Source organism: Nucisporomicrobium flavum, assembly GCF_016464385.1.
GTDB lineage: Bacteria > Actinomycetota > Actinomycetes > Mycobacteriales > Micromonosporaceae > Actinoplanes > Actinoplanes flavus_A.
The window spans coordinates 33,144-55,437 of record NZ_JADMLH010000007.1; the positions used below are offsets into that span (position 1 = coordinate 33,144).

At 73.7% G+C, this 22,294-nt stretch carries 22 protein-coding genes and 1 riboswitch; of the genes, 8 read left to right on the plus strand and 14 right to left on the minus strand.

Going from position 1 to position 22,294, the window contains the following annotated elements:
* Nucleotides 1-48 precede the first annotated feature (48 nt).
* Nucleotides 49-1,089: a hypothetical protein gene (locus IT780_RS18195; protein ID WP_199512790.1), complete on the plus strand. Its 1,041-nt coding sequence runs from the start codon at nt 49-51 to the stop codon at nt 1,087-1,089.
* 4 nt (nt 1,090-1,093) lie between these two features.
* Here the strand turns inward: IT780_RS18195 and IT780_RS18200 are convergent, their stop codons facing one another.
* Genes IT780_RS18200 through IT780_RS18210 form a run of 3 tightly spaced genes read right to left on the minus strand, consistent with a single transcriptional unit; the run spans nt 1,094 to nt 4,394 of the window.
* Nucleotides 1,094-2,677, minus strand: a complete 1,584-nt coding sequence (locus IT780_RS18200) for an efflux permease Rv1217c-related protein (RefSeq protein WP_199512791.1) — start codon at nt 2,675-2,677, stop codon at nt 1,094-1,096.
* Complete coding sequence (locus IT780_RS18205; protein WP_199512792.1) at nt 2,674-3,576, minus strand: ABC transporter ATP-binding protein; 903 nt, start codon at nt 3,574-3,576, stop codon at nt 2,674-2,676. Before IT780_RS18205 ends, IT780_RS18200 begins: the two co-directional genes overlap by 4 nt.
* Nucleotides 3,573-4,394: a MerR family transcriptional regulator gene (locus tag IT780_RS18210; RefSeq protein WP_199512793.1), complete on the minus strand. Its 822-nt coding sequence runs from the start codon at nt 4,392-4,394 to the stop codon at nt 3,573-3,575. The genes IT780_RS18205 and IT780_RS18210 overlap by 4 nt, the downstream gene beginning before the upstream one ends.
* Before the next feature lie 68 nt (nt 4,395-4,462).
* Between IT780_RS18210 and IT780_RS18215 the strand changes: the two genes are divergently transcribed.
* Complete coding sequence (locus IT780_RS18215; RefSeq protein WP_199512794.1) at nt 4,463-5,254, plus strand: isocitrate lyase/PEP mutase family protein; 792 nt, start codon at nt 4,463-4,465, stop codon at nt 5,252-5,254.
* Here the strand turns inward: IT780_RS18215 and murQ are convergent.
* Together murQ and IT780_RS18225 are read right to left on the minus strand one after the other, a co-directional pair.
* Nucleotides 5,247-6,176, minus strand: coding sequence for an N-acetylmuramic acid 6-phosphate etherase (gene murQ, locus IT780_RS18220; RefSeq protein WP_199512795.1), 930 nt, complete (start codon nt 6,174-6,176; stop codon nt 5,247-5,249). The two genes, IT780_RS18215 and murQ, sit on opposite strands and share 8 nt — an antisense overlap.
* On the minus strand, nt 6,173-7,108 hold the full coding sequence (locus IT780_RS18225; protein WP_199512796.1) for a MurR/RpiR family transcriptional regulator: 936 nt from the start codon (nt 7,106-7,108) through the stop codon (nt 6,173-6,175). Before IT780_RS18225 ends, murQ begins: the two co-directional genes overlap by 4 nt.
* Nucleotides 7,109-7,152: 44 nt before the next feature.
* On the opposite strand from IT780_RS18225, the gene IT780_RS18230 reads away from it, so the two are divergent.
* Nucleotides 7,153-8,136, plus strand: coding sequence for a BadF/BadG/BcrA/BcrD ATPase family protein (locus tag IT780_RS18230; protein ID WP_199512797.1), 984 nt, complete (start codon nt 7,153-7,155; stop codon nt 8,134-8,136).
* Nucleotides 8,137-8,182: 46 nt separating this feature from the next.
* On the opposite strand, the gene IT780_RS18235 is transcribed toward IT780_RS18230, so the two are convergent.
* Entirely contained in the window at nt 8,183-9,985 is a 1,803-nt protein-coding gene (locus IT780_RS18235; RefSeq protein ID WP_199512798.1) for a glycoside hydrolase family 3 protein, read from the minus strand.
* A 132-nt stretch (nt 9,986-10,117) separates the two neighbouring features.
* Between IT780_RS18235 and ngcE the strand changes: the two genes are divergently transcribed.
* Genes ngcE through IT780_RS18250 form a run of 3 tightly spaced genes read left to right on the plus strand, consistent with a single transcriptional unit; the run spans nt 10,118 to nt 13,263 of the window.
* Nucleotides 10,118-11,503: an N-acetylglucosamine/diacetylchitobiose ABC transporter substrate-binding protein gene (gene ngcE, locus IT780_RS18240; protein ID WP_199512799.1), complete on the plus strand. Its 1,386-nt coding sequence runs from the start codon at nt 10,118-10,120 to the stop codon at nt 11,501-11,503.
* Between the two features lie 2 nt (nt 11,504-11,505).
* Nucleotides 11,506-12,411, plus strand: coding sequence for a carbohydrate ABC transporter permease (locus IT780_RS18245; RefSeq protein WP_199512800.1), 906 nt, complete (start codon nt 11,506-11,508; stop codon nt 12,409-12,411).
* Nucleotides 12,412-13,263 carry a carbohydrate ABC transporter permease gene (locus tag IT780_RS18250; RefSeq protein WP_199512801.1) on the plus strand — a complete coding sequence of 284 codons (852 nt, stop codon included), beginning with the start codon at nt 12,412-12,414 and terminating at the stop codon, nt 13,261-13,263.
* Between the two features lie 75 nt (nt 13,264-13,338).
* On the opposite strand, the gene IT780_RS18255 is transcribed toward IT780_RS18250, so the two are convergent.
* The gene (locus IT780_RS18255) at nt 13,339-13,764 is read right to left on the minus strand and encodes a hypothetical protein (RefSeq protein ID WP_199512802.1); all 426 of its coding nucleotides are present in this window, start codon (nt 13,762-13,764) and stop codon (nt 13,339-13,341) included.
* Nucleotides 13,765-14,063: 299 nt separating this feature from the next.
* Here IT780_RS18255 and IT780_RS18260 point away from each other — a divergent pair, with 299 nt between their 5' ends.
* On the plus strand, nt 14,064-15,203 hold the full coding sequence (locus IT780_RS18260) for a Clp protease N-terminal domain-containing protein (RefSeq protein ID WP_199512803.1): 1,140 nt from the start codon (nt 14,064-14,066) through the stop codon (nt 15,201-15,203).
* 113 nt (nt 15,204-15,316) lie between these two features.
* Here IT780_RS18260 and IT780_RS18265 read toward each other — a convergent pair whose 3' ends face one another.
* From IT780_RS18265 to IT780_RS18290, 6 genes are all read right to left on the minus strand, one after another.
* On the minus strand, nt 15,317-16,498 hold the full coding sequence (locus IT780_RS18265) for an MFS transporter (protein ID WP_199512804.1): 1,182 nt from the start codon (nt 16,496-16,498) through the stop codon (nt 15,317-15,319).
* Nucleotides 16,499-16,771: 273 nt separating this feature from the next.
* A complete protein-coding gene (locus IT780_RS18270) occupies nt 16,772-17,671 on the minus strand; it encodes an alpha/beta fold hydrolase (RefSeq protein WP_199512805.1) in 900 nt (299 codons plus the stop codon).
* A 12-nt stretch (nt 17,672-17,683) separates the two neighbouring features.
* Entirely contained in the window at nt 17,684-18,235 is a 552-nt protein-coding gene (locus IT780_RS18275) for a hypothetical protein (RefSeq protein ID WP_233413062.1), read from the minus strand.
* Nucleotides 18,236-18,321: 86 nt separating this feature from the next.
* Nucleotides 18,322-18,636 carry a DMT family transporter gene (locus IT780_RS18280; RefSeq protein WP_199512807.1) on the minus strand — a complete coding sequence of 105 codons (315 nt, stop codon included), beginning with the start codon at nt 18,634-18,636 and terminating at the stop codon, nt 18,322-18,324.
* A 9-nt stretch (nt 18,637-18,645) separates the two neighbouring features.
* Nucleotides 18,646-18,713, minus strand: a riboswitch (guanidine-III (ykkC-III) riboswitch).
* 17 nt (nt 18,714-18,730) lie between these two features.
* Nucleotides 18,731-19,222, minus strand: a complete 492-nt coding sequence (locus tag IT780_RS18285; RefSeq protein ID WP_199512808.1) for a VOC family protein — start codon at nt 19,220-19,222, stop codon at nt 18,731-18,733.
* Nucleotides 19,223-19,486: 264 nt separating this feature from the next.
* On the minus strand, nt 19,487-19,792 hold the full coding sequence (locus IT780_RS18290; RefSeq protein WP_233413063.1) for a hypothetical protein: 306 nt from the start codon (nt 19,790-19,792) through the stop codon (nt 19,487-19,489).
* A 183-nt stretch (nt 19,793-19,975) separates the two neighbouring features.
* On the opposite strand from IT780_RS18290, the gene lexA reads away from it, so the two are divergent.
* On the plus strand, nt 19,976-20,620 hold the full coding sequence (gene lexA / locus IT780_RS18295; RefSeq protein WP_199512809.1) for a transcriptional repressor LexA: 645 nt from the start codon (nt 19,976-19,978) through the stop codon (nt 20,618-20,620).
* Nucleotides 20,621-20,633: 13 nt separating this feature from the next.
* On the opposite strand, the gene IT780_RS18300 is transcribed toward lexA, so the two are convergent.
* Complete coding sequence (locus tag IT780_RS18300) at nt 20,634-22,253, minus strand: sensor domain-containing diguanylate cyclase (protein ID WP_199512810.1); 1,620 nt, start codon at nt 22,251-22,253, stop codon at nt 20,634-20,636.
* Between the last annotated feature and the right edge of the window lie 41 nt (nt 22,254-22,294).

Sequence of the window (22,294 nt, forward strand, 5' to 3'; positions counted from 1 at the left end):
CCACCTGGCGGTTTATGCTCCGCGGGTTCGTTCGGGGAAAGGACCACCGTGTACGACCAGCAGCAGACGCCGTACCAGCAGCCGGGGACGACGGCCATCGCGGTCACCGCCAAGTACTGGTGGGCGACGTTCATGTTCGCCCTCTTCAAGCCGTACCTGGCGATCAACGGGCGCCCGGTCCCGGCCGGCTGGGGACGGACCGTCGTGCCGGTGCCGCCCGGGCAGTACCAGGTCCACGTGCACGTGCCGTACCTGATTCCCCCGCGGGTCGGCACCGCCGAGACGGTCGTCGCCGTGCACCCCGGCCAGGTGGTCGAGCTGGAGTACCGGGCGCCAGCGATCGGGTTCGTCGACGGGGCGATCGGGCCGGCCCCGCAGAAGCACCGGGCCATGCCCGCCGCCATCGCGCTGATGGTGGTGCCGCTGGTGCTGCTGCTCTGCGTGTGCGGCGGGTTCGGCATCGCCGCGGTGGTCGGTGGCAGCGACGGCCCCGACCGGCCGATCGCGCGGCCCACCGCCGTACGGCCGGTGCCGACGCTGCCGCGCACCTTCGATCCGGATCCCACCGTCCCGACGCCCGGTGCGGGGAAGCCGGTGCTGCGCTCGATGCCGGCGAAGACCCTGATCGGGCCGAGCTTCACCGCCTCGGACGCCACGTACACGATGGCCTTCACCGGGTGGCCGTTCGCGTTCCGTACGCCGAAGACCTGGGGTTGCCTCGCCGGCCGGGTCGACCTGCCGCAGGCGAAGGCGTGGGTCTGCATCGACGAGGGCAACCCGGGCAACGGGCAGAAGGTGCAGATCATGCTGCGGCCGTGCCCGGACCCGTGCGGCACGGTCGAGCGCAGCCGGCTGAGCACCGAGTGGTTCGACCCGGGAGCCAAGGCCCGCCCGTACGACGAGCGCACCTCCTACGTCGAGACGGCCCTCAACGCGAACGGCCGGTACACGCTCGACATGAGCCACTTCTTCCCGGGCGGCCCGAGCGGCACGCAGACGTGGCAGGTCGGCATCGGCGCGTTCACACCGCCGGAGAAGAAGGCGGACATCCACAAGATCTTCAACGACGTCCTGACCCAGGCCGGTTAGCCGGTCAGGAGAGCCGGACGTCGCGGCGGGTGGTGGCCGCCGCGCCCAGCAGCGAGAGCAGGACGCCGAGCCCCACGAGGGCGGCCAGGGCGCCGGCGGCCGGGTCGGGGCCGGCGACGTCCGGCACGTGGCGGAAGAAGCCCAGGTCCTGGATCCGCTGCGGGATCTCCAGCAGGGGTCCGAACAGCGCGAGCAGGGCGCTGGCGGCCAGCGGCAACCAGGCCAGCGCGGACAGGCGCGGGCTGAGGCCGATCAGCAGCGCGACGCAGCCCGCCGTCGCGACGGCCGCCGGCCACTGCCCGATCGCGTACGCGAAGGCCCGCGTCCCGACATCCTCCCCGTCGATGACCGCCGGGGTGACGAGGGCGCCGAGGGCCCCGGTCGCGACCAGGATCACGGCGCACCCGGCGGCCGTGACGGCGGTCTGCGCGGCCAGCGGCGCCCAGCGGCGTACGCCCGTGGTGAGCACCAGGTCGGTCAGCCCGGCCCCCTCCCACCGGCGGCTCGCCAGCACCGACAGCACCGCGTACGCGCACACCACGATGCCGACGACGGTGTCGCTGTACGCCAGGTACGCGGCCACCGGGTCGCCCGTGCCGAGCTGGGAGCCGAGGAACCCGCCCAGGTCCCCGCCGCGGCTCTGCTCCACGGTCCCCGAGCCCATCGAGGCGAACAGGGTCCCGACGGCCGCGACCGCCACGGTCCAGGCGAGCAGCGACGACCGGCCGAGACGCGCCGACAGGCCCAGCGGCGTACGCGTGTGCAGCCGGCTGTCCGCGGTGTCGCGCCGGCGGAGGAACCCGGCGCCGTACTCGCGCCGGCGGCCCAGCACCTCGGCCAGGGCGCCCAGCAGGATCACCGCCAGCGCGGGCGGCACGGCGGCGGCCCAGTGGTCGCCCGAGAAGGGTTCGATCGTCGCGCGCAGGCCCAGCGGGGTGAGCCGGTTCAGCGCCCCGGTTCCGGAGACGTCGGCGGCGGCCCGTACGGCGAACGCCGCGCCGACCACCGCCAGCCCGAGCATCCGCGCGTGCCCGGCCGTCGCCGCGATCTGGGCCAGCACGGCGGTGCCGGCGCTGAGCACGAGGAACGTGAGGGCGATCGTCGTCCCGAACGCGGCCGCGCCGGACCAGGTGACGCCGTCGACTCCCCCGGTGTGCAGACCGGCCGCCGCGCCGCAGCCGAGCCCGAGCAGGACGGCGGCGCCGGCCAGCACGGTCATCGCGCTGTGCAGCGGCCGCCGCTGCGGTAAACCGGAACCGCGGAGCAGCTCGAGCGTCCCGTCGTCCTCGGGTGCGCGGGTCAGCGAGACGGTCACCAGCACCGCCATGACGGCGACGAGGATGGTCACGATCGCCCCGGCCTCCCAGGCGTACATCTGCGCGGGCGTACCCGGGTCGGGGAGCTGTCCGTACAGGACGGTGGTGGCGCGGTCGGCGCGGGCGAGCTCCGCGGCGGCGCGGCGCTGCTGGTCGGTGGCGTACGTGTTCTGGTAGGCCGACACCGTCGCGAAGCAGATCCCCACGAGCAGCAGCAGCCACGCGCCGAGCGTCCACCGGAGCCGGCGCAGCATCAGACGGGTGAGGCTCATCGGGGCACCACCGCGTAGTGCCGCAGGAACAGGTCCTCCAGGTTGGCCGGGGCGCAGGTGATGTCGTCGGCCTCGGCGGCGGCCAGCACGCCCAGCGCGGCGGGTACGAGGGCGCGGGGCGTGCTGACGCTGAGCGTGCCGTCGTCCGCGCGCACGTCGAGTCCCAGGTCGCGCAGGCGCTCGGCGACGAGGACGGCCCGGTCGGCGGCGGGCCGCGCGGTGACGGTCGACGCGGCGAGGTGGCGCAGGTCGGCCAGGCGTCCCGCCTCGACCAGCCGGCCGTCCTTGATGATGGTGACCTCGTCGCACACCTTCTCGACCTCGGCCAGGATGTGGCTGGACAGCAGGACCGTACGCCCGTCCGCGGTGGCCTCGCGGACGCAGCGCTGGAACATCTCCTCCATCAGCGGGTCCAGCCCGGATGTCGGCTCGTCGAGGACGAGCAGGTCGGTCGGGGCGGCGAAGGCGGCGATCAGGGCGACCTTCTGCCGGTTGCCCTTCGAGTACGTCCGCACCCGCCGGCGGGTGTCGAGGGCGAACTCGGCGGTGAGGCGCCGCTCGGCCGCGGTGTCCCGGGCGCCCCGGAGCCCGGCGAGCGCGTCGAGCATCTCCTGGCCGGTCAGGTCGGGCCAGAGCGCCACCTCCCCGGGCACGTACGAGGTGCGCCTCGTGATCTCGGCGGCGTGCGTGGCCGGGTCGAGGCCGAGCACGCGGACCCGCCCGCCGCCGGCCCGGCCCAGCCCGAGCAGCACCCGGATCGTGGTCGACTTGCCGGCGCCGTTCGGGCCGAGGAAGCCGTGCACGGTGCCGGGCGCGACGTGCAGGTCGAGGCCGTCCACGGCCACGAACGTGCCGTACCGCTTCACCAGCCCGCCGACCTCGATGGCGTCCGTGGTCATTCCGTCCTGCCCTTCTCGAAGGCGGTCAGCAACGCGTCCGCGATGGCCCGGTCGAGCCGGCGGTGCCGCGGGGCGGACAGCCGCAGGTAGAGGTCGGCGGCGCGGCGGGCGACGTCGAGGTCCAGGGTTCTGGCCACCCGGGGGAAGTCCGCCCCGAGCTGGCGGGTGACGCGCTCGACGACCTCCGCGGCGGCCCGCTCGATCTCCCGGTCGCCGAGGGGTTCGTCGCCCTCGTACCGGTGGGCGATCGTGCGGAACGACTCCAGGCTCCGGGCCAGCCCGGCCTCGGTGAGGCCCTCGTAGAGCACGGTGGACTCGGCCGGGATGTCGCCGCGGTAGTACGCGAGCTCCATGAAGTCGCGTTCGCGGCGGATCACGCGCCGCGCCTTCTCGTCGCCGGCGCGCGCCTCCATGTCCTCGTAGAAGCGCGCGACGGCCGGCGGCACCAGGGAGAGCCGGCCGTCGTGCTCGACCACTGCCGCCAGCCGGGCCATCCGGTCCCGCTGCTCGCGCAGCTCCTCGAGCTTCTCGTCGAGCGCCGCGATGCCCGCCCGCAGGTCGGTGAGCACCTCGTCCGCGTCCGCGGCCTCCGCACGGCGGCCGGGCCCGGCCCGCCCCCCGATCATCGTGGCGACCGTGGCGAGCGGGATGCCGGCCTCGGCCAGCCAGCGCACCCGCGCGAGCCGGGCCAGATGCGTCAGGTCGTAGTCGCGCGCGCCGTCCCGCCGCTCGGGCACGTTCAGCAGCCCGATCTGGTGGTAGAAGCGGATGGTCCGTACGGTGCAGCCGGTCAGCTCCGCCAGCTCCTTGATGCGCACGGGTCCAGTCTCGGCTGTGACGTAACGTCACAGTCAAGGGCGAGCGGCGGCTTTGGCAGGATGGCCGCATGACTTCCGTCCAGGACCGGTTCCGCGCGCTGCACGACTCCGGCACGTTCGTCATGCCGAACCCGTGGGACGCCGGCTCGGCGCGGCTGCTCGAGCACCTCGGCTTCCCCGCGCTCGCCACCACCTCGTCGGGCCTGGCGGCGAGCCTGGGCCGGCTCGACCAGCAGGCCACCCGGGAGGAGCTCGTCGCGCACGTCGCCGCGCTCACCTCGGCGGTGGCCGTGCCGGTGAGCGTCGACGCGGAATGGTGCTTCGCCGGCACCCCGGAGGGCATCGCGGAGACCGTGGACCTGCTGGCCGTGGCCGGCGCGGCGGGCATCTCCATCGAGGACTACGACCCGGCCGCCGCCCGGGTGGTGCCCGGCGAGCTCGGTGCCGAACGGGTCGCCGCGGCGGCGCGGGCCTGCCGGCGGCACGGCATCGTGCTCACCGCCCGGGCCGAGAACCACCTGTACGGGCACGACGACCTCGACGACACGATCCGGCGGCTGGTCGCGTACCGGGAGGCGGGGGCGGACGTCGTCTATGCGCCGGGGCTGCGCTCGCCGGACGCCATCGGGCGCCTCGTCCGGTCGGTGGCCGCCCCGGTCAACGTGCTCGCCGTGGCCGGTGCGCCGAGCGTCCCCGAGCTGGCGGAGCTGGGCGTGCGGCGGGTGTCGACGGGCGGGGCGCTGGCGTGGGCGGCGTACGGCGCGCTGCGCGACGCCGCCCGGGAGCTGCTGACCGCGGGCACCACCACGTTCCGGGAGCGAGGGCTCACCGGCGACGAGGTGGCCGCCGCCTTCAGCTGAGGCCCGGGGCGGGGCCGCCGGTCAGCGCGGTCAGGGCGGCGTGGACGTGCCCGCGGGCCTCCTCGAGGGCGCACCGGGCCCGTTCCGCCCCGGCCTGCCCGAGCAGCATCACCACGGCCACCCGCGCGTCGCCCTGCGCGTCTCGCAGCGCGCCGCGGCACCGGGCCGGGTCGGCGCCCGTCGCGTCGGCCAGGATCCGCAGCTGCCGGTCGCGGAGCTTGTCGTTGCTGGGCAGCATGTCCGTCATCAGGTTCGAGTACGTGCGCCCGAGCCGCACCATCGTGGCGGTGGAGAACGCGTTGAGCACGAGCTTCTGGGCCGTGCCCGCCTTCATCCGGGTCGAGCCGGTCACCACCTCCGGGCCGGTGTCGGGGGCGACGTGCAGGTCCGCGTACCGGGCGAGCGGCGCCGCGGGGTTGGCCGACACCAGCACGGTGTGCGCGCCCCGGGACCGCGCCGAGGCCAGGGCGCCACGGACGTACGGCGTCCGCCCGCTCGCCGTCACCCCGACCACCACGTCTCCCGCGGTGACCCCGGCCATCGCCGCCGCACCCGCCTGCTCGTCGTCCTCGGCGCCCTCGGAGGCATCGGTGAGCGCGGCCGCTCCCCCGGCGAGGTGCGCGACCAGCCGTCCCGGCTCGAGCCCGAACGTGGGCCCGAGCTCCGCCGCATCGAGCACGGCCAGGCGCCCCGACGTGCCCGCGCCGACATAGTGGACCCGGCAGCCGCCCGCCAGCGCCTCGACGGCGAGGTCCACGGCGGCGGCGAGCACGGGCAGGACGCCGGTCACCGCGCCGGGCACCGTACGGTCCTCGTCGTTGATCACGCGCAGCAGTTTCAGGCTGGACATCCGGTCGATCGCCGCGGTCCGCGGATTGCGCTGCTCGGTCCGGCTCAGCGGCGCCTCCCCGCCCGTCCTCACGCGCGCCCCCGGGCGGAGTCCACCCGCCGGCACCGGACGGCCTCGTACGTCACCTCGAGCGCGCGCCGCGTCTGCGGGTACGTCCGCTGGGCCACGCCGACGAACACGCAGTCGATGACCGTCAGCTGGGCGAGCCGGCTGGCCATCGCGCCGGAGCGGAACGTCGTCTCCCGCGCCGCCGTGGTGAGCACGTGGTGGGCGATCCGGGTGATCGGTGACTTGGGGAAGTTGGTCAGCGCGACCAGCCGGGCACCGTGCCGGCCCGCCTCGGCGAACGCCTCCACGGTGTCGGCGGTCGCGCCGGTGTGCGAGATCCCGAACGCCACGTCCCGCTCGTCGAGCAGCGCCGCGCTGGTGAGCGCCACGTGCAGGTCGCTCCACGCGTACGAGATCCGGCCGATCCGGTGCAGTTTGTGCTGGAAGTCCGCGGCGACGAAGGCGCTGGCGCCGACGCCGTAGATGTCCACCCGCCGGGCGTGCGCGACGAGGTCCACGACCTGCTCGAGGACGGCGATGTCGATCTGCAGCGCGGTGTCCTCGACGGCCCGGGCGTCCGCGAAGGCGATCTTCTTGACCACCTGGGCCAGCTCGTCCGTCTCGCTGATGTCGCTGTCGATCAGCTCGCGGCCGGTGGTCGCCGCGCCGGCCGCCCGGCCCGCCTCGGCGGCGAGGGTGAGCCGCAGCTCGGAGTAGCCGGCGAAACCCATCGCGCGGCAGAACCGGATCACCGTGGTCTCCGAGGCGTGGGCGCGCCGGGCGAGGTCGGTGATGGTGAGCCCGGCGGCGGTCGCTGCCTCGTCGATGATCACGCGGGCGACCCGCTGCTCGGCCGGGGACAGCGAGGGGAGCAGGCCGCGGGCCCGCACGGTCGTGGGTGAGCCGCCGGCCGCCCGCTGCGCGGTCGGCGCCGGCGTGCGCCTGGTGCCTGTCATGGAGCGGGGTGTCCTTCGGGGGATGGGGGTACGGTCACCGGACTATGGGCCGGGGTCTGGTGGTGGGGGTGGACGCGGGGGCCACGTCGACCCGATGTGTGGTCGCGACGCCGGACGGCGTGGTGGTCGGCCGGGGTGCGGCCGGCGGCGCCAACGTCAACAGCAGCGGCGGCGACGCGGCCGGGGCGCTCGCAGCGGCGCTGCGAACGGCGCTGTCCACCGTGGATCCGGCGGAGATCCGGACCGGGGTGTTCGGCGGCGCGGGCGCGGCCGGCGCGGGACGCGAGGCGTTCCGCACGGCGGCGGCGCGGGCCTGGGCGGCGGTGGGTGCGGGCGGCGAGGTCGTGACGGTGACCGACCTGGAGGTCGCTTTCGTGGCGGGCACCCCCGAACCCGGCGGTGTACTGCTGCTCTCCGGCACCGGGGCGCTCGCGGCCGCCTTCTCCGGTGGCACGCTGAGCCGCCGCTGCGACGGCTACGGGTGGCTGCTCGGCGACGAGGGCTCGGCGGTCTGGATCGGGCTGCGGGCGATGCGGGCGGCCGTGGCGGCTGTGGACGGGCGCGGCGAACCGACCGCGCTGCTGGCGGCGGCCTGCCGGTGGGCGGACGTGGACCGGCCCGCCGGGGACGACCTCGCGCAGCACCTGGTCGCAGCGGGTTTCGCCCGGCCACCGGCGGCGCTGGGCGGCCTGGCACCGGCGGTGAGCGCCGCCGCGGACGCCGGCGACGCCGTGGCGCAGCGGATCTGCGCCGCCGCGGCCGCGAAGCTGCTGCACACCTTCGACACCGTCGGGCCGTACGCCGGGGACGTGGTGCTGGCCGGCTCGGTGCTGCTCTCCCCCGGCCCGGTCGCCCGGCTCGTGCGGGCCGGCGTCGGGGAGCGGACCGGTACGCCACCCCGCGAGGCGCTCGACGGCGCGGGCGGCGCGGCGGTGCTCGCCCTGGCCCGGCTCACCGGGGACCGGGTGCCGGCCGCCGTGCACGCCCGGCTGACCGGTCACGATCGGCGCCGGCGCCGGAGCGGCTGACGACGCTCCCCCGTCGCCGTCGGCAGTCCGCTCCGGCGGGTCCGGCTCACCGCGTCCGCCACGTCAGCCCGTGGCCGAACGGGTACAGCTCCCGCGACGGGTCACCGGCCACCGGGATCGCGACCGGCAGCCGGCCCCGCGGCGGGAGCTCACCGAGCAGCACCCGGGCCAGCGACTGCATGGCCACGCCCGTGAAGCTGTACGTGGCCAGGTACGTGCTGACCCCCGGCAGGTACGCGATGTCGTACGGGTCCCGCACGGCGACCACCACGACGGGGCGGCCGGTGGCGATCAGGGCCCGCACGAGCGCCTGCTGGCGGGCGCCCGGATCGACGGTCGCGGTCTCCCACGCCCGCGACGTGAGCACCACGGTCACCTCGTGCCGGCCCGCCGCGGCGACCGCCTCGGCGATCTGGGCGTCGGTGGGCAGGCCGGTGACGAGCGCCGACGCGCTGACCCCCCGAGCGGCCAGCGAGTCGGCGAGGACCGGCACGGTGCGCTGGGTGCTCGAGCTCCAGCCGGTGACCAGGACGGACTTGACGCCTCGCAGGGGCAGCAGACCCGCGTCGTTGCGGATCGCCGTGACCGTACGGTCGGTGACGTCGCCGGCCACCCGCAGGTGCGCGGGACTGCCGACGGCGCGCTCGGCGGCGGCCGGGTCGAGGGGCGTCCACGACAGCAGGCCACGCTTGTGCTTGAGGGTCAGGATGCGGCGTACGGACTGGTCGATGCGCTCCTCGGTGAGCTCCCCGGAGGCGACGGCGCCGAGCACCGCGTTCACCGCCACGTCCAGGTTGGGCGGCATCAGCAGCATGTCGGCGCCGGCTTTGAGGGCGAGCACGGGCACGCGGTCGTCGCCGTACTTCTCGCGGACGCCGGCCATCTCGAGGGAGTCGGTCACGACCACGCCGCGGTAGCCGAGCTCGCCGCGCAGCAGGCCGGTGATGATGGGCGCGGACAGCGTGGCGGGGTCGCCGGACGGGTCGAGCGCGGGGACCACGATGTGCGCGGTCATCACGGCGTCGACGCCCGCGGCGACGGCGGCCCGGAACGGCGGGGCGTCGATGCGCGACCACTGCTCGCGGGTGTGCGTGATGACGGGCAGCCCGGTGTGGCTGTCGGTGCTCGTGTCGCCGTGGCCGGGGAAGTGCTTGGCGGCCGCGGACGTGTTCGAGCCGCGCTGGAACCCCTCGATCTGGGCGGTGGTGAGGGCGGCGGCCAGCGCGGGGTCGCTGCCGAAGGACCGTACGCCGATGACGGGGTTGGCGGGGTTGACGTTGACGTCGGCGACCGGGGCCCAGGCCTGGCCGATGCCGACCGCGCCCAGTTCGGCGCCGGTGACCCGGCCGGCGCGGTACGCGTCGCGCGCCGAGCGCCCGGCGCCCAGCGCCATGCCGCCGGGGAACTGCGTGGCGGGCGCCGGCATCCGGGACACGACGCCGTGTTCCTGGTCGGTGGAGATCATCACCGGGATGCGGGCGCCGCTGCCGGTCGCCGCCGCCTGCAGCCCGTTGGCGAGCGTGACGAGCTGGCGCGGCGACTGCAGGCTGTTCGTCCAGGTGAAGTAGATGACGCCGCCGAGGTGGTATTTGGCGACGACCTCGGCCGGGGTGTCCACTCCGTAGAGGGAGCGGTTGGCGGCTGCGTCCGTGGTGGACGGCGCGGTGGCGTCCGAGCCGTACGCGTACGCGGTGAACAGCTGCCCGACCTTCTCCGGCAGCGTCATGCCGGCCAGCAGGCGATCCACCTCGGACGACGCGGGGCCCGCGGCGGCCGGACCGTCCGGGATCGCCGTCCCGGACGCGGTCAGGACCAACGCGACGAACGAGGCGATCGGACGCATCCGCATGACGACCGAACGTACTCGCGTGCTCCGGCGTTGGCAATTAGTTTCACGACACTTGAATGTGCCGAAGGAAACCTTCATCCTACGGGGCGACCCATGGACATAAGTTGATATTCCTCGAGGCAGGGGTACGCCATGGCACAGACGATCAGCCGGCGCCGTCTGCTGCACGGCGCGGCCGCCCTCGGTGCCCTCGCCGGCACGGGCGCCCTCACCGGCTGCGCGCTGGGCGGCGACAGCGACGACGACGACGGCGGGAACAGGGGCGCGGCGGACGCCCCGCTGGAGGTCGTCATCTTCAACGGCGGCTTCGGTGAGGAGTACGCCAAGGCCCACGAGGCGCTGTACCGGGAACGGCACCCGGGGGCGCAGATCAAGCACTCGGCCACCCAGCAGATCGCCGAGACGCTGCAGCCGCGGTTCGTGGCCGGCACCCCGCCGGACGTGCTGGACAACTCCGGCGGCAACCAGATCGACTTCAACGCGCTGGTCTCCCAGGGGGCGCTGGCCGACCTCGGCGAGCTGCTCGCGGCGCCGAGCCTCGACGACCCGAAGGTGGCCGTCCGGGACACGCTGCTGCCGGGCATCGTCGACGCCGGATCGTACGACGGCAGGTTCCTCGCGCTGAACTACGCGTACTCGGCGTTCGGGACGTGGTATTCGGAGAAGCTCTTCGCCGACCGCGGCTGGCAGTACCCGACCACCTGGGACGGCATGATCGCGCTGTGCCGGCAGATCAAGGCGGCCGGCATCGCGCCCTGGACCTACCCCGGCGTGCACGCCCGCTACATGAGCTGGCCGATCCTGGCGTCCGCGGCGAAGCTCGGCGGCGTGGAGGTGCTCAAGGCGATCGACAACCTGGAACCGGGCGCGTGGCGTCACGACGCGGTCCGCACGGCCGTGGACGCCTACCGGCAGCTGGCGGTCGACGGGTACGTGCAGGCCGGCGCCGAGGGCATGGACCACATCCAGGCCCAGACGGAGTGGTGCCGTGGCCACGCCGCCCTCATCTTCTGCGGCTCGTGGCTGGAGAACGAGCAGAAGGCCGTCACCCCGCCGGACTTCCGGATGACCGTCGCGCCCACGCCCAGCCTCACCACCGGCGACAAGCTGCCGTACGCGGCGTTCCGGGGCGCCGGCAGCGAGTCGTTCGTGGTGCCCGCCAAGGCGAAGAACCTCCGCGGCGGCCTCGAGTACCTGCGCGTCATGCTGTCCCGCGAGGGCGCCGCCGGCTTCACCCGTACGGCCGGCAGCCTCAGCTGCGTCGCCGGGGCGAGCGCCGGCCTCGACCTGGCGCCCGGCCTCACCTCGGTCACCCGGATGATGACCGCCCCCGGGGCGCAGACCTTCACCTGGCTGTACCCGTCGTACTACCGCAAGCTCGAACGCACCTTCGTCAACGCCGCCACGGCCGACCTGTTCGCCCGGCGCATCGACGCGGCCGGGTGGGTGGACCGGTGCCAGAAGGCGGCCGACGACATCGCGAAGGACCCGTCGATCAAGAAGTACAAGCGGGCCTGACGGTGCGTGGCAAGCGGCTGTTCGTCGCCACGTTCCTCGGACCGCCGCTGCTGCTGTACGGCGTCTTCGTGCTGTCGCCGTACGCGCAGGCCTTTCCCATCGCGGCCACCGACTGGCGCGGCCTCACCCCGCAGTACGACTTCGTGGGCCTGGCCAACGTCCGCCGGCTGGCCGGCGACGGCCTGTTCTGGAACGCGCTGGGGCACAACGCACTGCTGCTCCTGCTGCTGCCGCCGGCGACGATCCTGCTCGGCCTGTTCCTGGCCTCCATGCTCAGCGTCGGCGGCCGCCGGGACCGCGCCGGCGTGCACGGCGTCCGCGGCGCCGCCCTCTACCGGATCGTCTACTTCTTCCCGCAGGTGCTGTCCGTGGCCGTCATCGGCGTGCTGTGGAAGCAGATCTACGCGCCGACCAGCGGTCTGCTCAACGGTGTGCTGCGCGCCGTGGGACTGGATGCGCTGGCCCGGCCGTGGCTCGGCGACCCGCGGTTCTCGTTCTGGTGCGTCGCGCTCGTGCTGCTGTGGAGCAACGCCGGCTTCTACGTCGTGCTGTTCGGCGCGGCGATGCAAGCCATCCCCCGCGACATCTACGAGGCGGCACTGCTGGACGGCGCCACCCGCGCCACCACGCTGTTCCGGGTCACCGTCCCGCTGCTGTGGGACACCGTCCAGGTCGCGTGGGTCTACCTCGCGATCGTGGCGATCGACGCCTTCGCCGTCGTGCAGATCATCACCGACGGCGGCCCCGGCTTCTCCTCCGACGTCGCGGGGCTGCGGCTCTACAAGACCGCCTTCGCCGACGCCCAATTCGGGTACGCGTCCACGATGGGCGTCGCGATGTTCTTCCTGACGCTGTCGGTCGCGGCGCTGTTCCTGCGCGTCACCCGCCGCGACCGGCCGGAGACGTAGATGACCGTCCCGCCCCGCCCCGGGCGCGTGATCCCCGTGCTGTCCCACGGCTTCCTGGCCGGATGGGCGCTGCTCACCACGCTGCCGCTGCTGTGGGCGGTGCTGAGCTCGTTCAAGACCGACAACGAGATCCTCACCGACCCGTGGGGCCTGCCGTCCCGCCCCCGCCCCGAGAACTGGGCCCGGGCCTGGGACGACGCCCACATCGGCCGCTACTTCCTCAACAGCGCGATCGTCGTGACGGGAGCCCTGACCCTGACGATGATCCTCGGCGCGATGGCCGCGTACGTCCTGGCCCGCTACCGGTTCCCGGGCCGCCGCATCGTCCACCTCGCGTTCACCGGCGGCATGATGTTCCCCGTCTTCCTCGCGCTCGTGCCGCTGTTCTTCGTCGTACGCGACCTGGGCCTGCTGGGCACGCTCCCGGGGCTGATCCTCGTGTACGCCGCGTACTCGCTGCCCTTCACGGTCTTCTTCCTGACGGCCTTCTTCCGTACGCTGCCCGCCACGGTCGCCGAAGCCGCGATGGTGGACGGCTGCGGCGACTACCGCCTGTTCTTCCGCGTGATGCTGCCGATGGCCCGGCCCGGGCTGGTCAGCGTCGCCATCTTCACGTTCCTGTTCCAATGGAACCAGTACGTCCTGCCGATCGTGCTCATGCAGGGCGAGGGCGCGGAACGGCGCTGGGTACTGGCCCAGGGGCTCACCGCGCTCGCCGTCAATGAGGGCTACCGCGGGGACTACAGCGGCCTGTTCGCCGGCATGACGATCGCGATGCTGCCGGTGCTGCTCGGGTACGTGGCGTTCCACCGGCAGGTGCAGAGCGGCCTGGCGGCGGGGAATCTGCACTAAGCACCTCCCCGCCCCCGCGGGGTCTTGCCCGTTGCCTGCCCTGGTTCCGAAGCCCGCAGAGTGCGGGCTGGACTGCTACGGCCTGTTGAACCTGCGCCGGTTTCCGCAGATGTGTTCGGGCTCGTTGCAAACGGTGACCCTGATGTTGTTGATTCCACCCGGCCTGTCGGTATCGCCGATGGTGAATCCGAAGTGGAGGCCGGCATACGTTGTGGCCGTGCGGTGCTCCGTGGGGCCGACCTTCGTGTCGTTGGCGAATGCCTCGAAGTAGACCGTGACGTGGCCGTCAAAATCTCCCTCGTACACGTCGCCGCTGACATAGGTCGTGCGGTTGTACCAGGTGAAGCTGCCCTCGGAGAATCCATCCATGGCACCGCTCCAGCCATAGGCACTGAACGATGTGACAGCGGCGGCTTGGGCGGCAACCGGGGGCAGCACCGTTGCGAGGGTGGCAAGTGCGGCGCCGATGGCCGTACGCCGGAGGAACCGGGCATGCTGCATAGCAGTCTCCTATGTGGTCGGGACGGGCGCCGCGAACCTAGCATGATCCGTTTCATCCCGCGTGCCCGTTGAGGTGCAGGATCAGGCTGGTCCGGAGGCCGGCGCCGTCGCGGTCAAGAACGCGGCGGGCCGTGCGGGTCGGGACCAGGCCGGCGGGTCGACGATCATCTGGGCGCCCTGCCCCCTGGTCCGCCCGCCGGTCCTCCGGGCGGCGGTATACCGAAGATTGAACCCAGCGCCCCGCAAACCCCGTCCGCGGCCGGATGTGCCGCAGGCCGCGCCGTTCGCAGAATGAGCGGGTGTCCACCTCCCGCACCGACGTGTTCCCCGGCGACCCCGGCATCCGCCTGATGGTCGCCGCCGCGTTCCTGCGCGCCGACGACGACGAGGCGCTCGGCACGAACCACCTGCTGATCGCCCTGACCAACCTCGACGCCACCCGCGGCCCGCTCGCGGCGGCCGGCCTCACCCGCACGGTCGCGCTCACCGTCAACGACAGGCTGCTCGGCCGCTGGACCTCCGCGGACCTGACCGGCGTGGGCCCGGCCGGCGTGGGCCCGGCCGGCGTGGGCCCGACCGGCGCGGGCCCGACCGGCGCGGGCCCGACCGGCGCGGGCCCGACCGGCCCGCACGACATTGTGATCGCGGACGGTGGCACCCCCGTACGCTTCACCCCGGCAGCGGCGGAAGCCCTGCACCGTGCGGCCACCGTGCGGACGGTCTGCACCCCCGCCGACGTCCTGCTCGCCCTCCTCGAGGACCCGGGCAACCGCGCGACGGAACTGCTGGCGACCTGCGGCATCCCGGCCGCGGACCTGTACGCGGACCTCGCCGCGGGCCGGACCCCGGCCGTGCGCGACGACGTGGACCCGGCGCTGCGCCAGGTCCGGGACAGGCTGATCGGCCGGTCCGCCTTCCGCTCACCGGGCTGGCGGCGGCCGATGACGGCATTCGCGATCGCCGTACGGATCAATTACGGTCGCCACCCCCTGCAATGGATCAGGCTGGAGGCGGCGGAACAGGCCCACAGCACGCCGTCGGGACCGGGCGGGCCGGACAGCGCGGACCTCCTGCTCGCCGTGGCCGCCACGTACGAGGTCGCGCAGCGGCTGCCTTACCTCGTCGACCCCGACGACCCCCGCTTGCGGGGCGCGGCGTCGCTCCAGGCCGCCGGGGTGACCTACGAACGGCTCCGGGCCGCCCGGCCGGATGATCGCGGAGACGCCGCCCGGCCGGATGATCGCGGGAACGCCGCCGGGCCGGATGATCGCGGAGACCCCGTCGGGGAACGGCTGTCGCGCCGGATGCTCGCGGTGCGGTATCCGGACACGCTCGCCCTGGTCCACGATCTCCTGGCCGTCCCGCCGCCGTCGCGGGCTGCCCAGCTGCTCACCGCCGCCGGCTTCGATGTCGCCGCACTGCGGCGCGCGCTCGGCTGACCGCGGGCCGCGCGTATCGCCGCCCGACCCTCACCGCCTTGCGGCACGCGCTTGACTGACCGCGGCGCCGCGCTCAGCGCCGACGCCCGGACCCTCACCGCCATGCCGAGCGCTCAGCTGATCGTGGCGGTTTCGGCGGGGCTTCTCGGGGGTGCCATCGCTCGGGCGCTGGCTGCCACGAACACGGCCAGGACGACCGGGATCCACAGCGCCGACGGCAGCCCGGCCACGGTCGCCGCCGCACCGATCAGAATCGGTCCGAGCAGGAAGCCGACGTACCCGATGCTGACCACCGTGGACAGCGCCCGGCCGGCGCGCCTGGGGTCCAGGTTGCCCGCAGCCGAGTAGACCTGCGGGGCGATGCCGGACAGGCCCGCGCCGAGCAGCCCGAACCCGGCCATCCCGGCGACCGGGTGGTGGATCAGCAGGGCCACGCCGAGCCCGGCGGCCGCCAGGCCGCCGCTGAGCCGTACCAGCGTGACGGGGCCGAAAGCGAGCACCAGCCGGTCGCCGAAGACCCGGCCCACCGTCATCATGATCGAGAAAGCGGCGAACCCGTACGCGGCGGAGCCGGCGCTCGCCCCCAGGTCGTCCCGCAGGTACACGGCGCTCCAGTCGGCCGCGGCCCCCTCCCCCACCAGGGCGCACAGCACGAGAACGCCCAGGAAGATCAGCAGCCCCGACCGGCGCGCCGGCTCGTCCCCACCCGGCGTCGCGTCGGCCGCCTCCGGGCCGTACTCGCTGGAGAGCACCCACAGCGAGGCCCACACCGCCAGTGCCAGTACTCCGGCCCCGACAGTGAGGAACGTGACGCCGACTCCGGCCCCGCCGTGTGCGAACAGGCTCCCGGCAACGGCCCCCAGGAACCCGCCGACGCTGTAGATGGCATGGAACGACGACATGATCGGCCGTCCCCACGCCCGCTGCACCTCGATGGCGTTGGCGTTCATCGCGATGTTGAGCGTCCCGTGCGCCGCACCGAACAGGAACAACGCTGCGCAGAGCGTTCCCAGCCCGCCGCTGAACCCGGGCGGCACCAGCAGCAGCCCTTCGAGCACCGCCGCCGGAACCATGACCCGCGAACTGCCGAACCGGTCGGTGAGCCGCCCGAGCACCGCCATCCCGAGGATGCACCCGGCCGCGAACGACAGCAACGCGTAGCTGAGCCGGCCGTCGCTGAGCCCGAGGTTGTGCTTCACGGCCGGGATACGCGCCGTCCACACGCCGAGCGCCGTACCGAACAGCAGGAACGTCACCGACGTGGCGACCCGGCCGCGACGGATCCGGTCATTCATGGCGCCCCCGTTCCACGATCGACCACGGCACCGTATCGCGGCCCGGAACCCGAGGCCATGACCTGCGACGGTTCCGGAACCGGCCTCATCCCCGCGGCCGCCGAGCTCGCGATGACGCCGACCTCACGCACGCGGCGAAACGAGGCAAACCACACGCAGGCCCGCGCCGACCGGCCACGCAAGGCAACGCCGCGTCCGAGCACCCGACCGGCCACGGCCGGAAACGCCGTGCCCAGTGCACCGGCCACGCCCCGCGACCGCCGCGGCTGTCGGTCACGTTCGGTCGGCGGCGTGGAGCCATTCGCGGACGGTGAGGATCGCGTCGGCGAAGGCGGCGGGGGCCTCCTGCGGCAGGTTGTGGCCCACCTCGACCGCCCGGTGCTCGTGGCGGGCCGTGAACATCTCCGCGTGGTCGGCTGTGCCGCCCGGCTTCAGCGGGTCTTGGGTGCCGTCCAGCGTCACCGCCGGGACCGTGATGGGTGGCCGGCCCGCCAGTCGTTTCTCCAAGTCCTCGTAGGCCGGGTCGCCGGACGCCAGCCCGAAGGAATGCCGGTACGCATGCACGACCACGTCCACGAAGTCAGGATTGTCGAACGACGCAGCCGAGCGCGCGAACGTCGCCTCGTCCGGGCGCCAGCTCGGGGACCATTGCCGCCAGAGCATGCGGCACAGGTCGCGACGGCTCGCGGCGAGGCATTCACGGCCGCGTTCGGTTTGGAAGAGGTGCTGGTACCAGATGACGTGTTCGAGCGCCGGATCGTGGGCGTGCCGGAGGCGGTCGATGTCGAGGATGTCGTAGCTCGCCATCGAGACCAGGCCGGCGATGCGTTCGGGCCACAGCGCCGTCGCGACGCACGAGGCGAGCCCGCCCCAGTCGTAGCCGGCGACGATCGCGGTCTCCCACCGCAGGGCGTCGAGCAGCGCCACGAGGTCGGAGCCGAGCGCGGCCTGCTGACCGCTGCGCGCGGTGCCGGCGGACCGGAAGCGCGTCGGGCCGAACCCGCGCAGGTACGGCCGGACGACCCGGGCCCCGCGCGCCGTCAGCCGTGGCACCACCTCGTCGTAGGCGTGCACGTCATACGGGAAGCCGTGGGAGAGCAGCACGGGCCAGCCGTCGCCCGGACCGTCGTCCAGGTAGCCGACGGTGAGCACTCCGGCGTCGATCGTCTTCACCAAGGGATCACCTCACGGACGTCGGCGGACATCGGAATGGGCGAGACGCAGTGCGTCGACGCCGGGGTCGGAGCCGGGCGGCCGGACCCGGTCGAGCTCGCGCCACGCCTCCTCGAGGGCGGTCTCCAGCGCCCGGTGCTGGCGCTGCAGGTCCGCCCGGAGCGTCTCGATCCGCCGCAACCACCCGGCCGCGGACCCGCCGGCCGCCGAACCGGAACCGCTCGGCCCACCGGACCCACCCGGCGAAGAAGAAGCGGAGCCTGCCGGCAAAGCAGAAACCGGGCCACTCAGGAGAGGAGAGGCGGACGCGGCCGGCCCATCCGAAGCGGGCGCGGCAGATGAGGAAGAAGAAGGGGATGCGGCAGGCAAGGAAGGAGCGGGCGCGGCCGGCGAAGCGGAAGCGCCTCCGGCCGAGCCGGATGAGGCGGTAGCACCCAGCGCGGCGTCGACCGGCACGATGGCCGCCACCGGCCGCCCGCCCTCGGTCACGATCGTGCTCTGCCGGGTCAGGTTCGCCAGCCGCGCCAGCTGTACGAACCGCGTGCGGGCCTCCAGCAGCGACAACTCCAGTCGCGGCCGGGGAATCGGGGCAGCGGGCTCAGCCATGCCGTCATGATGCCCCCGGGGTACGACACTTTCCGGGAGCCCGGTCAGTGCACCAGCTTCAGCCCCACGACCCCGCCCACGATCATGGCCAGGAACAGCAGTTTCAGGGCCGAGACCGGCTCCTGCCCGGTGCTCATCGCGTACCCGATGGTCAGGACCGCGCCGATGCCCACCCAGACCGCGTAGGCCGTGCCGACCGGCAGGTCGCGCATCGCGTACGCCAGGCCGGCCATGCTCGCGACCAGCGCGACGGCGAACACGACGGACGGGACGAGCCGGCTGAATCCCTGGGACCGGTCGAGCGCGGCCGCCCAGACCGCCTCGAGCATGCCGGAGAGGACCAGGACGAGCCAGGACATGACGACCTCCGCGGGCCGTCTTGTCGCTCGCCGGGTACGGCACCCCTCGTCCGGGAGCCCGTGAGCACGGACTCGGGATCCAGCATGCCACGGTTCAGCGGCCGGCCAGGGAACGCAGGGAGGCGTCGAGCGTGGCGAAGACCACGTCCGAGCCGCCCTTCCACTGGGGCACCGGGTCGGGCTGGCCGGGCGCCGGGGACCACAGCCACCAGATGGTCTGCCAGGGGTCGAGCATTCTGCCGAGCGTGCACTCGCCGTAGAACGGGGTCGGTTCGGTGATCGTCGTGGCGCCGCTGCCGGCCGCGCGGTGCAGGACCTCGGCGACGTCGCGGACCCAGACCTGGAGCAGGGCCGGGCGGGCCGGCCAGCCGTCGAGGCGGTCGGCGACCATCAGGTCCACCGAGCCGAGCCGTAGCTGGGCATGGATGAGCTTGCCGTCCGGCATGGGGGTACGGGCCTCGGCCGTTTCGGGTACGCCGAAGACGTCACTGACGAAGGTCACGAAGCCGGCGGCGTCGTCCACGATGACGAACGGGTTCAGCGCCGCACCGCCACCGGGCACGGACTGCTCTGGAAGCAGGGTCATGCCCCCGAGCGTGGCAGCCGTTGCGGTCAGTTCCCGGCCGTATTCGGGGCGACGGAGGCGAAGGAGACGAAGCGGCCGCCGGCGCTGATCCGGTGGCCTGACCGAGGACGGCCGCGGCAGGCCGTGTCATCGAAGGCGTGGCCCGACGATGCCGCGCGCGGGCGAACGGGAGGCGAACGTACGGCGATGCCCACGCCGATCTCCGGTCCCAGGGCGGGCGTGCCGGCGGGGGAAGCCGGCACGCCCTGCAATGCTGGGGGTCCCTTATCGGGTACGGCTGCCCGCCTTCGCGAGGCCACGGCTGAGCAGGTAGCCGATCGTGAGCAGGGTGATGTACCACCACGCCTTGTCCGCGGCGAAGTAGTCGGCGCCGTTGTTCGCCGCGCCGTCGCCGACCGTCTGCGAGGCGATCAGCACACCGGCCACCGCGGCGAGGTAGACGAACAGCTCGGTGGTTTTCCAGGACGGCTTGGTCTCGTCCCCGTGGTGGTGCAGGTCGCGGTGGTCGCGTGCGGTGTCACGGAACCCGGTGTCGTACGCGGAGGCGGAGGTCGAGTGCGTGGCGGTCATGATGATCTCCTTGGCTGTCGTCCCAGTTCGGCCGGCCGGACCGTCTTGTCGCGTTCAGTGCCCGCCGGTGATCACGGATATCCCGGATCGGCACCGGTTCCACACGATGAGGTGAACCGGCGTCCCCGGCCGTGACGGCGAGCCTGATCGCGGCACGCCGTACCCGTCGGCGAAGATCATGGGATGCTTCTGAGCGAGGATTTCGACACGTCCGTGCTGACCGACCGGCAGCGAGAGATCCTCGGGGTCATCCGGGACTGGGCGGTGCGGTACGGCTACTCACCGTCCACCCGCGACATCGCCGACGCGATCGGCCTGGCCTCCACCTCGTCGGTGAGCCGGCACCTGCGCGCCCTGGAGGAGTACGGCTTCCTGCGCCGCGGGCGCAGCGTGACCAGGCCGGTCGACGTGCGCATGTTCCTCGAGACCGAGGCCCGCGAGGTGCGGGACCCGGCGACCGTGGGCGTGCCGCTGCTGGGCGCCATCGCCGCGGGCAGCCCCATCCTGGCGGAGGAGACGGCCGAGGAGACGCTGACGCTGCCGCGCGACCTGGTCGGGCGGGGAACCCTGTTCTGCCTCCGGGTGCAGGGCGATTCCATGATCGACGCGGCGATCTGCGACGGGGACATCGTCGTCGTCCGGCAGCAGCCGGAGGCGTACAACGGTGACATCGTGGCGGCGATGATCGACGACGAGGCGACGGTCAAGGTGTTCCGGCGCCGCGGCGGGCACGTGCTGCTCGAGCCGCGCAACCCGGCGTACGAACCGATCGACGGTGACCGGGCCACGATCCTTGGCCGCGTCGTGTCGGTGCTGCGCCGCACCTGACCGGGTCCGCGGCTCAGTCGGCCAGCGCGAGGGCCAGCCGCCCGGTACGGGACTTCTTCGCCTCGTACATCGCCGCGTCGGCCCGGGCGATCAGCGTGTCCGCGCAGGTCTCGCCGCCCGCCCAGGCGACACCGATGCTGGCCTGCGGCAGGAGCCGCTCCCCGGCGACCTCCAGGCCGCCGGTGACCAGCGCCGCGACCAGGCCCTGGCCGATGTGCCGGGCCTCGGCCGCGCCCGGCACGTCCGGGCAGATCACCACGAACTCGTCGCCGCCGAAGCGCCCCACCACGTCGCCGTCGCGGACCGCGCCGCGCAGCCGGGACGCCACGTGGGTGAGGAGGCGGTCCCCGGTCGCGTGCCCGTACGCGTCGTTGACCTGCTTGAACTTGTTGAGGTCGATGAAGATCACGGCGGTGCCACGGGTACGGCCGGGGTCGTCGAGCGCCTCCTGCAGCGCGGTGAGGGTGGAGGCGCGGTTGCGGCAGCTTGTGAGCGCGTCGTACGTGGCACGCTGCTTGAGCTCGTCGCGCAGCCGGACGTCGTCCGTGACGTCGGTGATGCAGATGATCGCGCCGGTGACCTCGCCGTCCGGGCCGTTCAGGGCGCGCAGGCCGGCGCGGACCCGGCGCAGGCCCCGCTGCTCGCTGCGGTAGCCGTACTCGGCGTCGACGTCGCGGCCCTCGCGCAGCACGGCGTCGATCGCGGCGTCGATGGCCGGCCGGTCGCCGGGCAGGATGCGGTCCAGCAGCGGGCCGTCGAGCAGCTCGCCGGCGCCCGCGCCGATGGCCCGGGCGGCCCGCTCGTTCTGGTACGCGATCCGCCGGTCGGTGCCGATCTGCACGATGCCCATCGGGATGGTCTCGGTGAGCCGCCGCATCAGCTGCTCGCCCGCGCGCAGGGCCTCCTGGGCGGCCATCTCGTCGGAGATGTCGAGCATCTCGGCCATCACCTCGCCGACGCCGGGGGCGGTGAACTGGTTGTGGTTGGTGACCTCGAACCAGACCACGGACCCGTCGCGGTGCAGGTGGCGCAGGCGCACCCGGCGGGCCTCGCCGCTCGGGGAGGCGAGCATGTCCATCCAGCTGGCGATGGCGCGTACCCGATCGTCGGGGTGCACGAGGTCGACCGCGCGCGTGCCGATCAGCTCGTCGGCGCTCCAGCCGAGCACGCGGACGATCTCCGGGTCGGCGCCGAGGATCACGGCGTTCGAGTTCTTCCGTACGGTGACCAGCCGCGGCTTGATCGCCTGGTGTTCCAGCGGCAGGTGCGCGGGGTGCCCGTCCAGGCCGGTGAGCAGCACCATCGGTACGCCGTACCGGTGGCTCAGGTCGATCATCTGCAGCTCCACCAGCTGATCCGGGGCGGAGAGCGCGTGCACCCGGCACTGCGCGAGGCCACGGCCGAGGAAGGTGTGCCAGGCGTCGATGACCACGGGGTGGTCGTCGGGGACGACCAGGTCGAGCGCGGAGCGCGGGCCGGTGACCGGGCGCAGGCGTCCGGGGTCGAAGGAGGCGGGCAGGTCCGCGAAGAGACCGGCCGGGCTCACCGCCAGGACGAAGGCGTCGGGGTGGCGCGCCACCGTGGCCGCGAACGCCGCGTCGCGCTCCGCCTCGTCGATCTTCGCGTCCGTCATGTCGACCCGATCGGCCACCGGCTCGCGAAGTGAAGAAAAGT

Bases quoted from the DNA above. Each gene is read 5' to 3' on its own strand.
- IT780_RS18200 (WP_199512791.1), bottom strand. From the start codon at position 2,677: ATGAGCCTCACCCGTCTGATGCTGCGCCGGCTCCGGTGGACGCTCGGC.
- IT780_RS18205 (WP_199512792.1), bottom strand. From the start codon at position 3,576: ATGACCACGGACGCCATCGAGGTCGGCGGGCTGGTGAAGCGGTACGGC.
- IT780_RS18215 (WP_199512794.1), top strand. From the start codon at position 4,463: ATGACTTCCGTCCAGGACCGGTTCCGCGCGCTGCACGACTCCGGCACG.
- IT780_RS18225 (WP_199512796.1), bottom strand. From the start codon at position 7,108: ATGACAGGCACCAGGCGCACGCCGGCGCCGACCGCGCAGCGGGCGGCC.
- IT780_RS18230 (WP_199512797.1), top strand. From the start codon at position 7,153: ATGGGCCGGGGTCTGGTGGTGGGGGTGGACGCGGGGGCCACGTCGACC.
- IT780_RS18235 (WP_199512798.1), bottom strand. From the start codon at position 9,985: ATGCGGATGCGTCCGATCGCCTCGTTCGTCGCGTTGGTCCTGACCGCG.
- ngcE (WP_199512799.1), top strand. From the start codon at position 10,118: ATGGCACAGACGATCAGCCGGCGCCGTCTGCTGCACGGCGCGGCCGCC.
- IT780_RS18250 (WP_199512801.1), top strand. From the start codon at position 12,412: ATGACCGTCCCGCCCCGCCCCGGGCGCGTGATCCCCGTGCTGTCCCAC.
- IT780_RS18255 (WP_199512802.1), bottom strand. From the start codon at position 13,764: ATGCAGCATGCCCGGTTCCTCCGGCGTACGGCCATCGGCGCCGCACTT.
- IT780_RS18265 (WP_199512804.1), bottom strand. From the start codon at position 16,498: ATGAATGACCGGATCCGTCGCGGCCGGGTCGCCACGTCGGTGACGTTC.
- IT780_RS18280 (WP_199512807.1), bottom strand. From the start codon at position 18,636: ATGTCCTGGCTCGTCCTGGTCCTCTCCGGCATGCTCGAGGCGGTCTGG.
- IT780_RS18285 (WP_199512808.1), bottom strand. From the start codon at position 19,222: ATGACCCTGCTTCCAGAGCAGTCCGTGCCCGGTGGCGGTGCGGCGCTG.
- IT780_RS18290 (WP_233413063.1), bottom strand. From the start codon at position 19,792: ATGACCGCCACGCACTCGACCTCCGCCTCCGCGTACGACACCGGGTTC.
- lexA (WP_199512809.1), top strand. From the start codon at position 19,976: ATGCTTCTGAGCGAGGATTTCGACACGTCCGTGCTGACCGACCGGCAG.
- IT780_RS18300 (WP_199512810.1), bottom strand. From the start codon at position 22,253: ATGACGGACGCGAAGATCGACGAGGCGGAGCGCGACGCGGCGTTCGCG.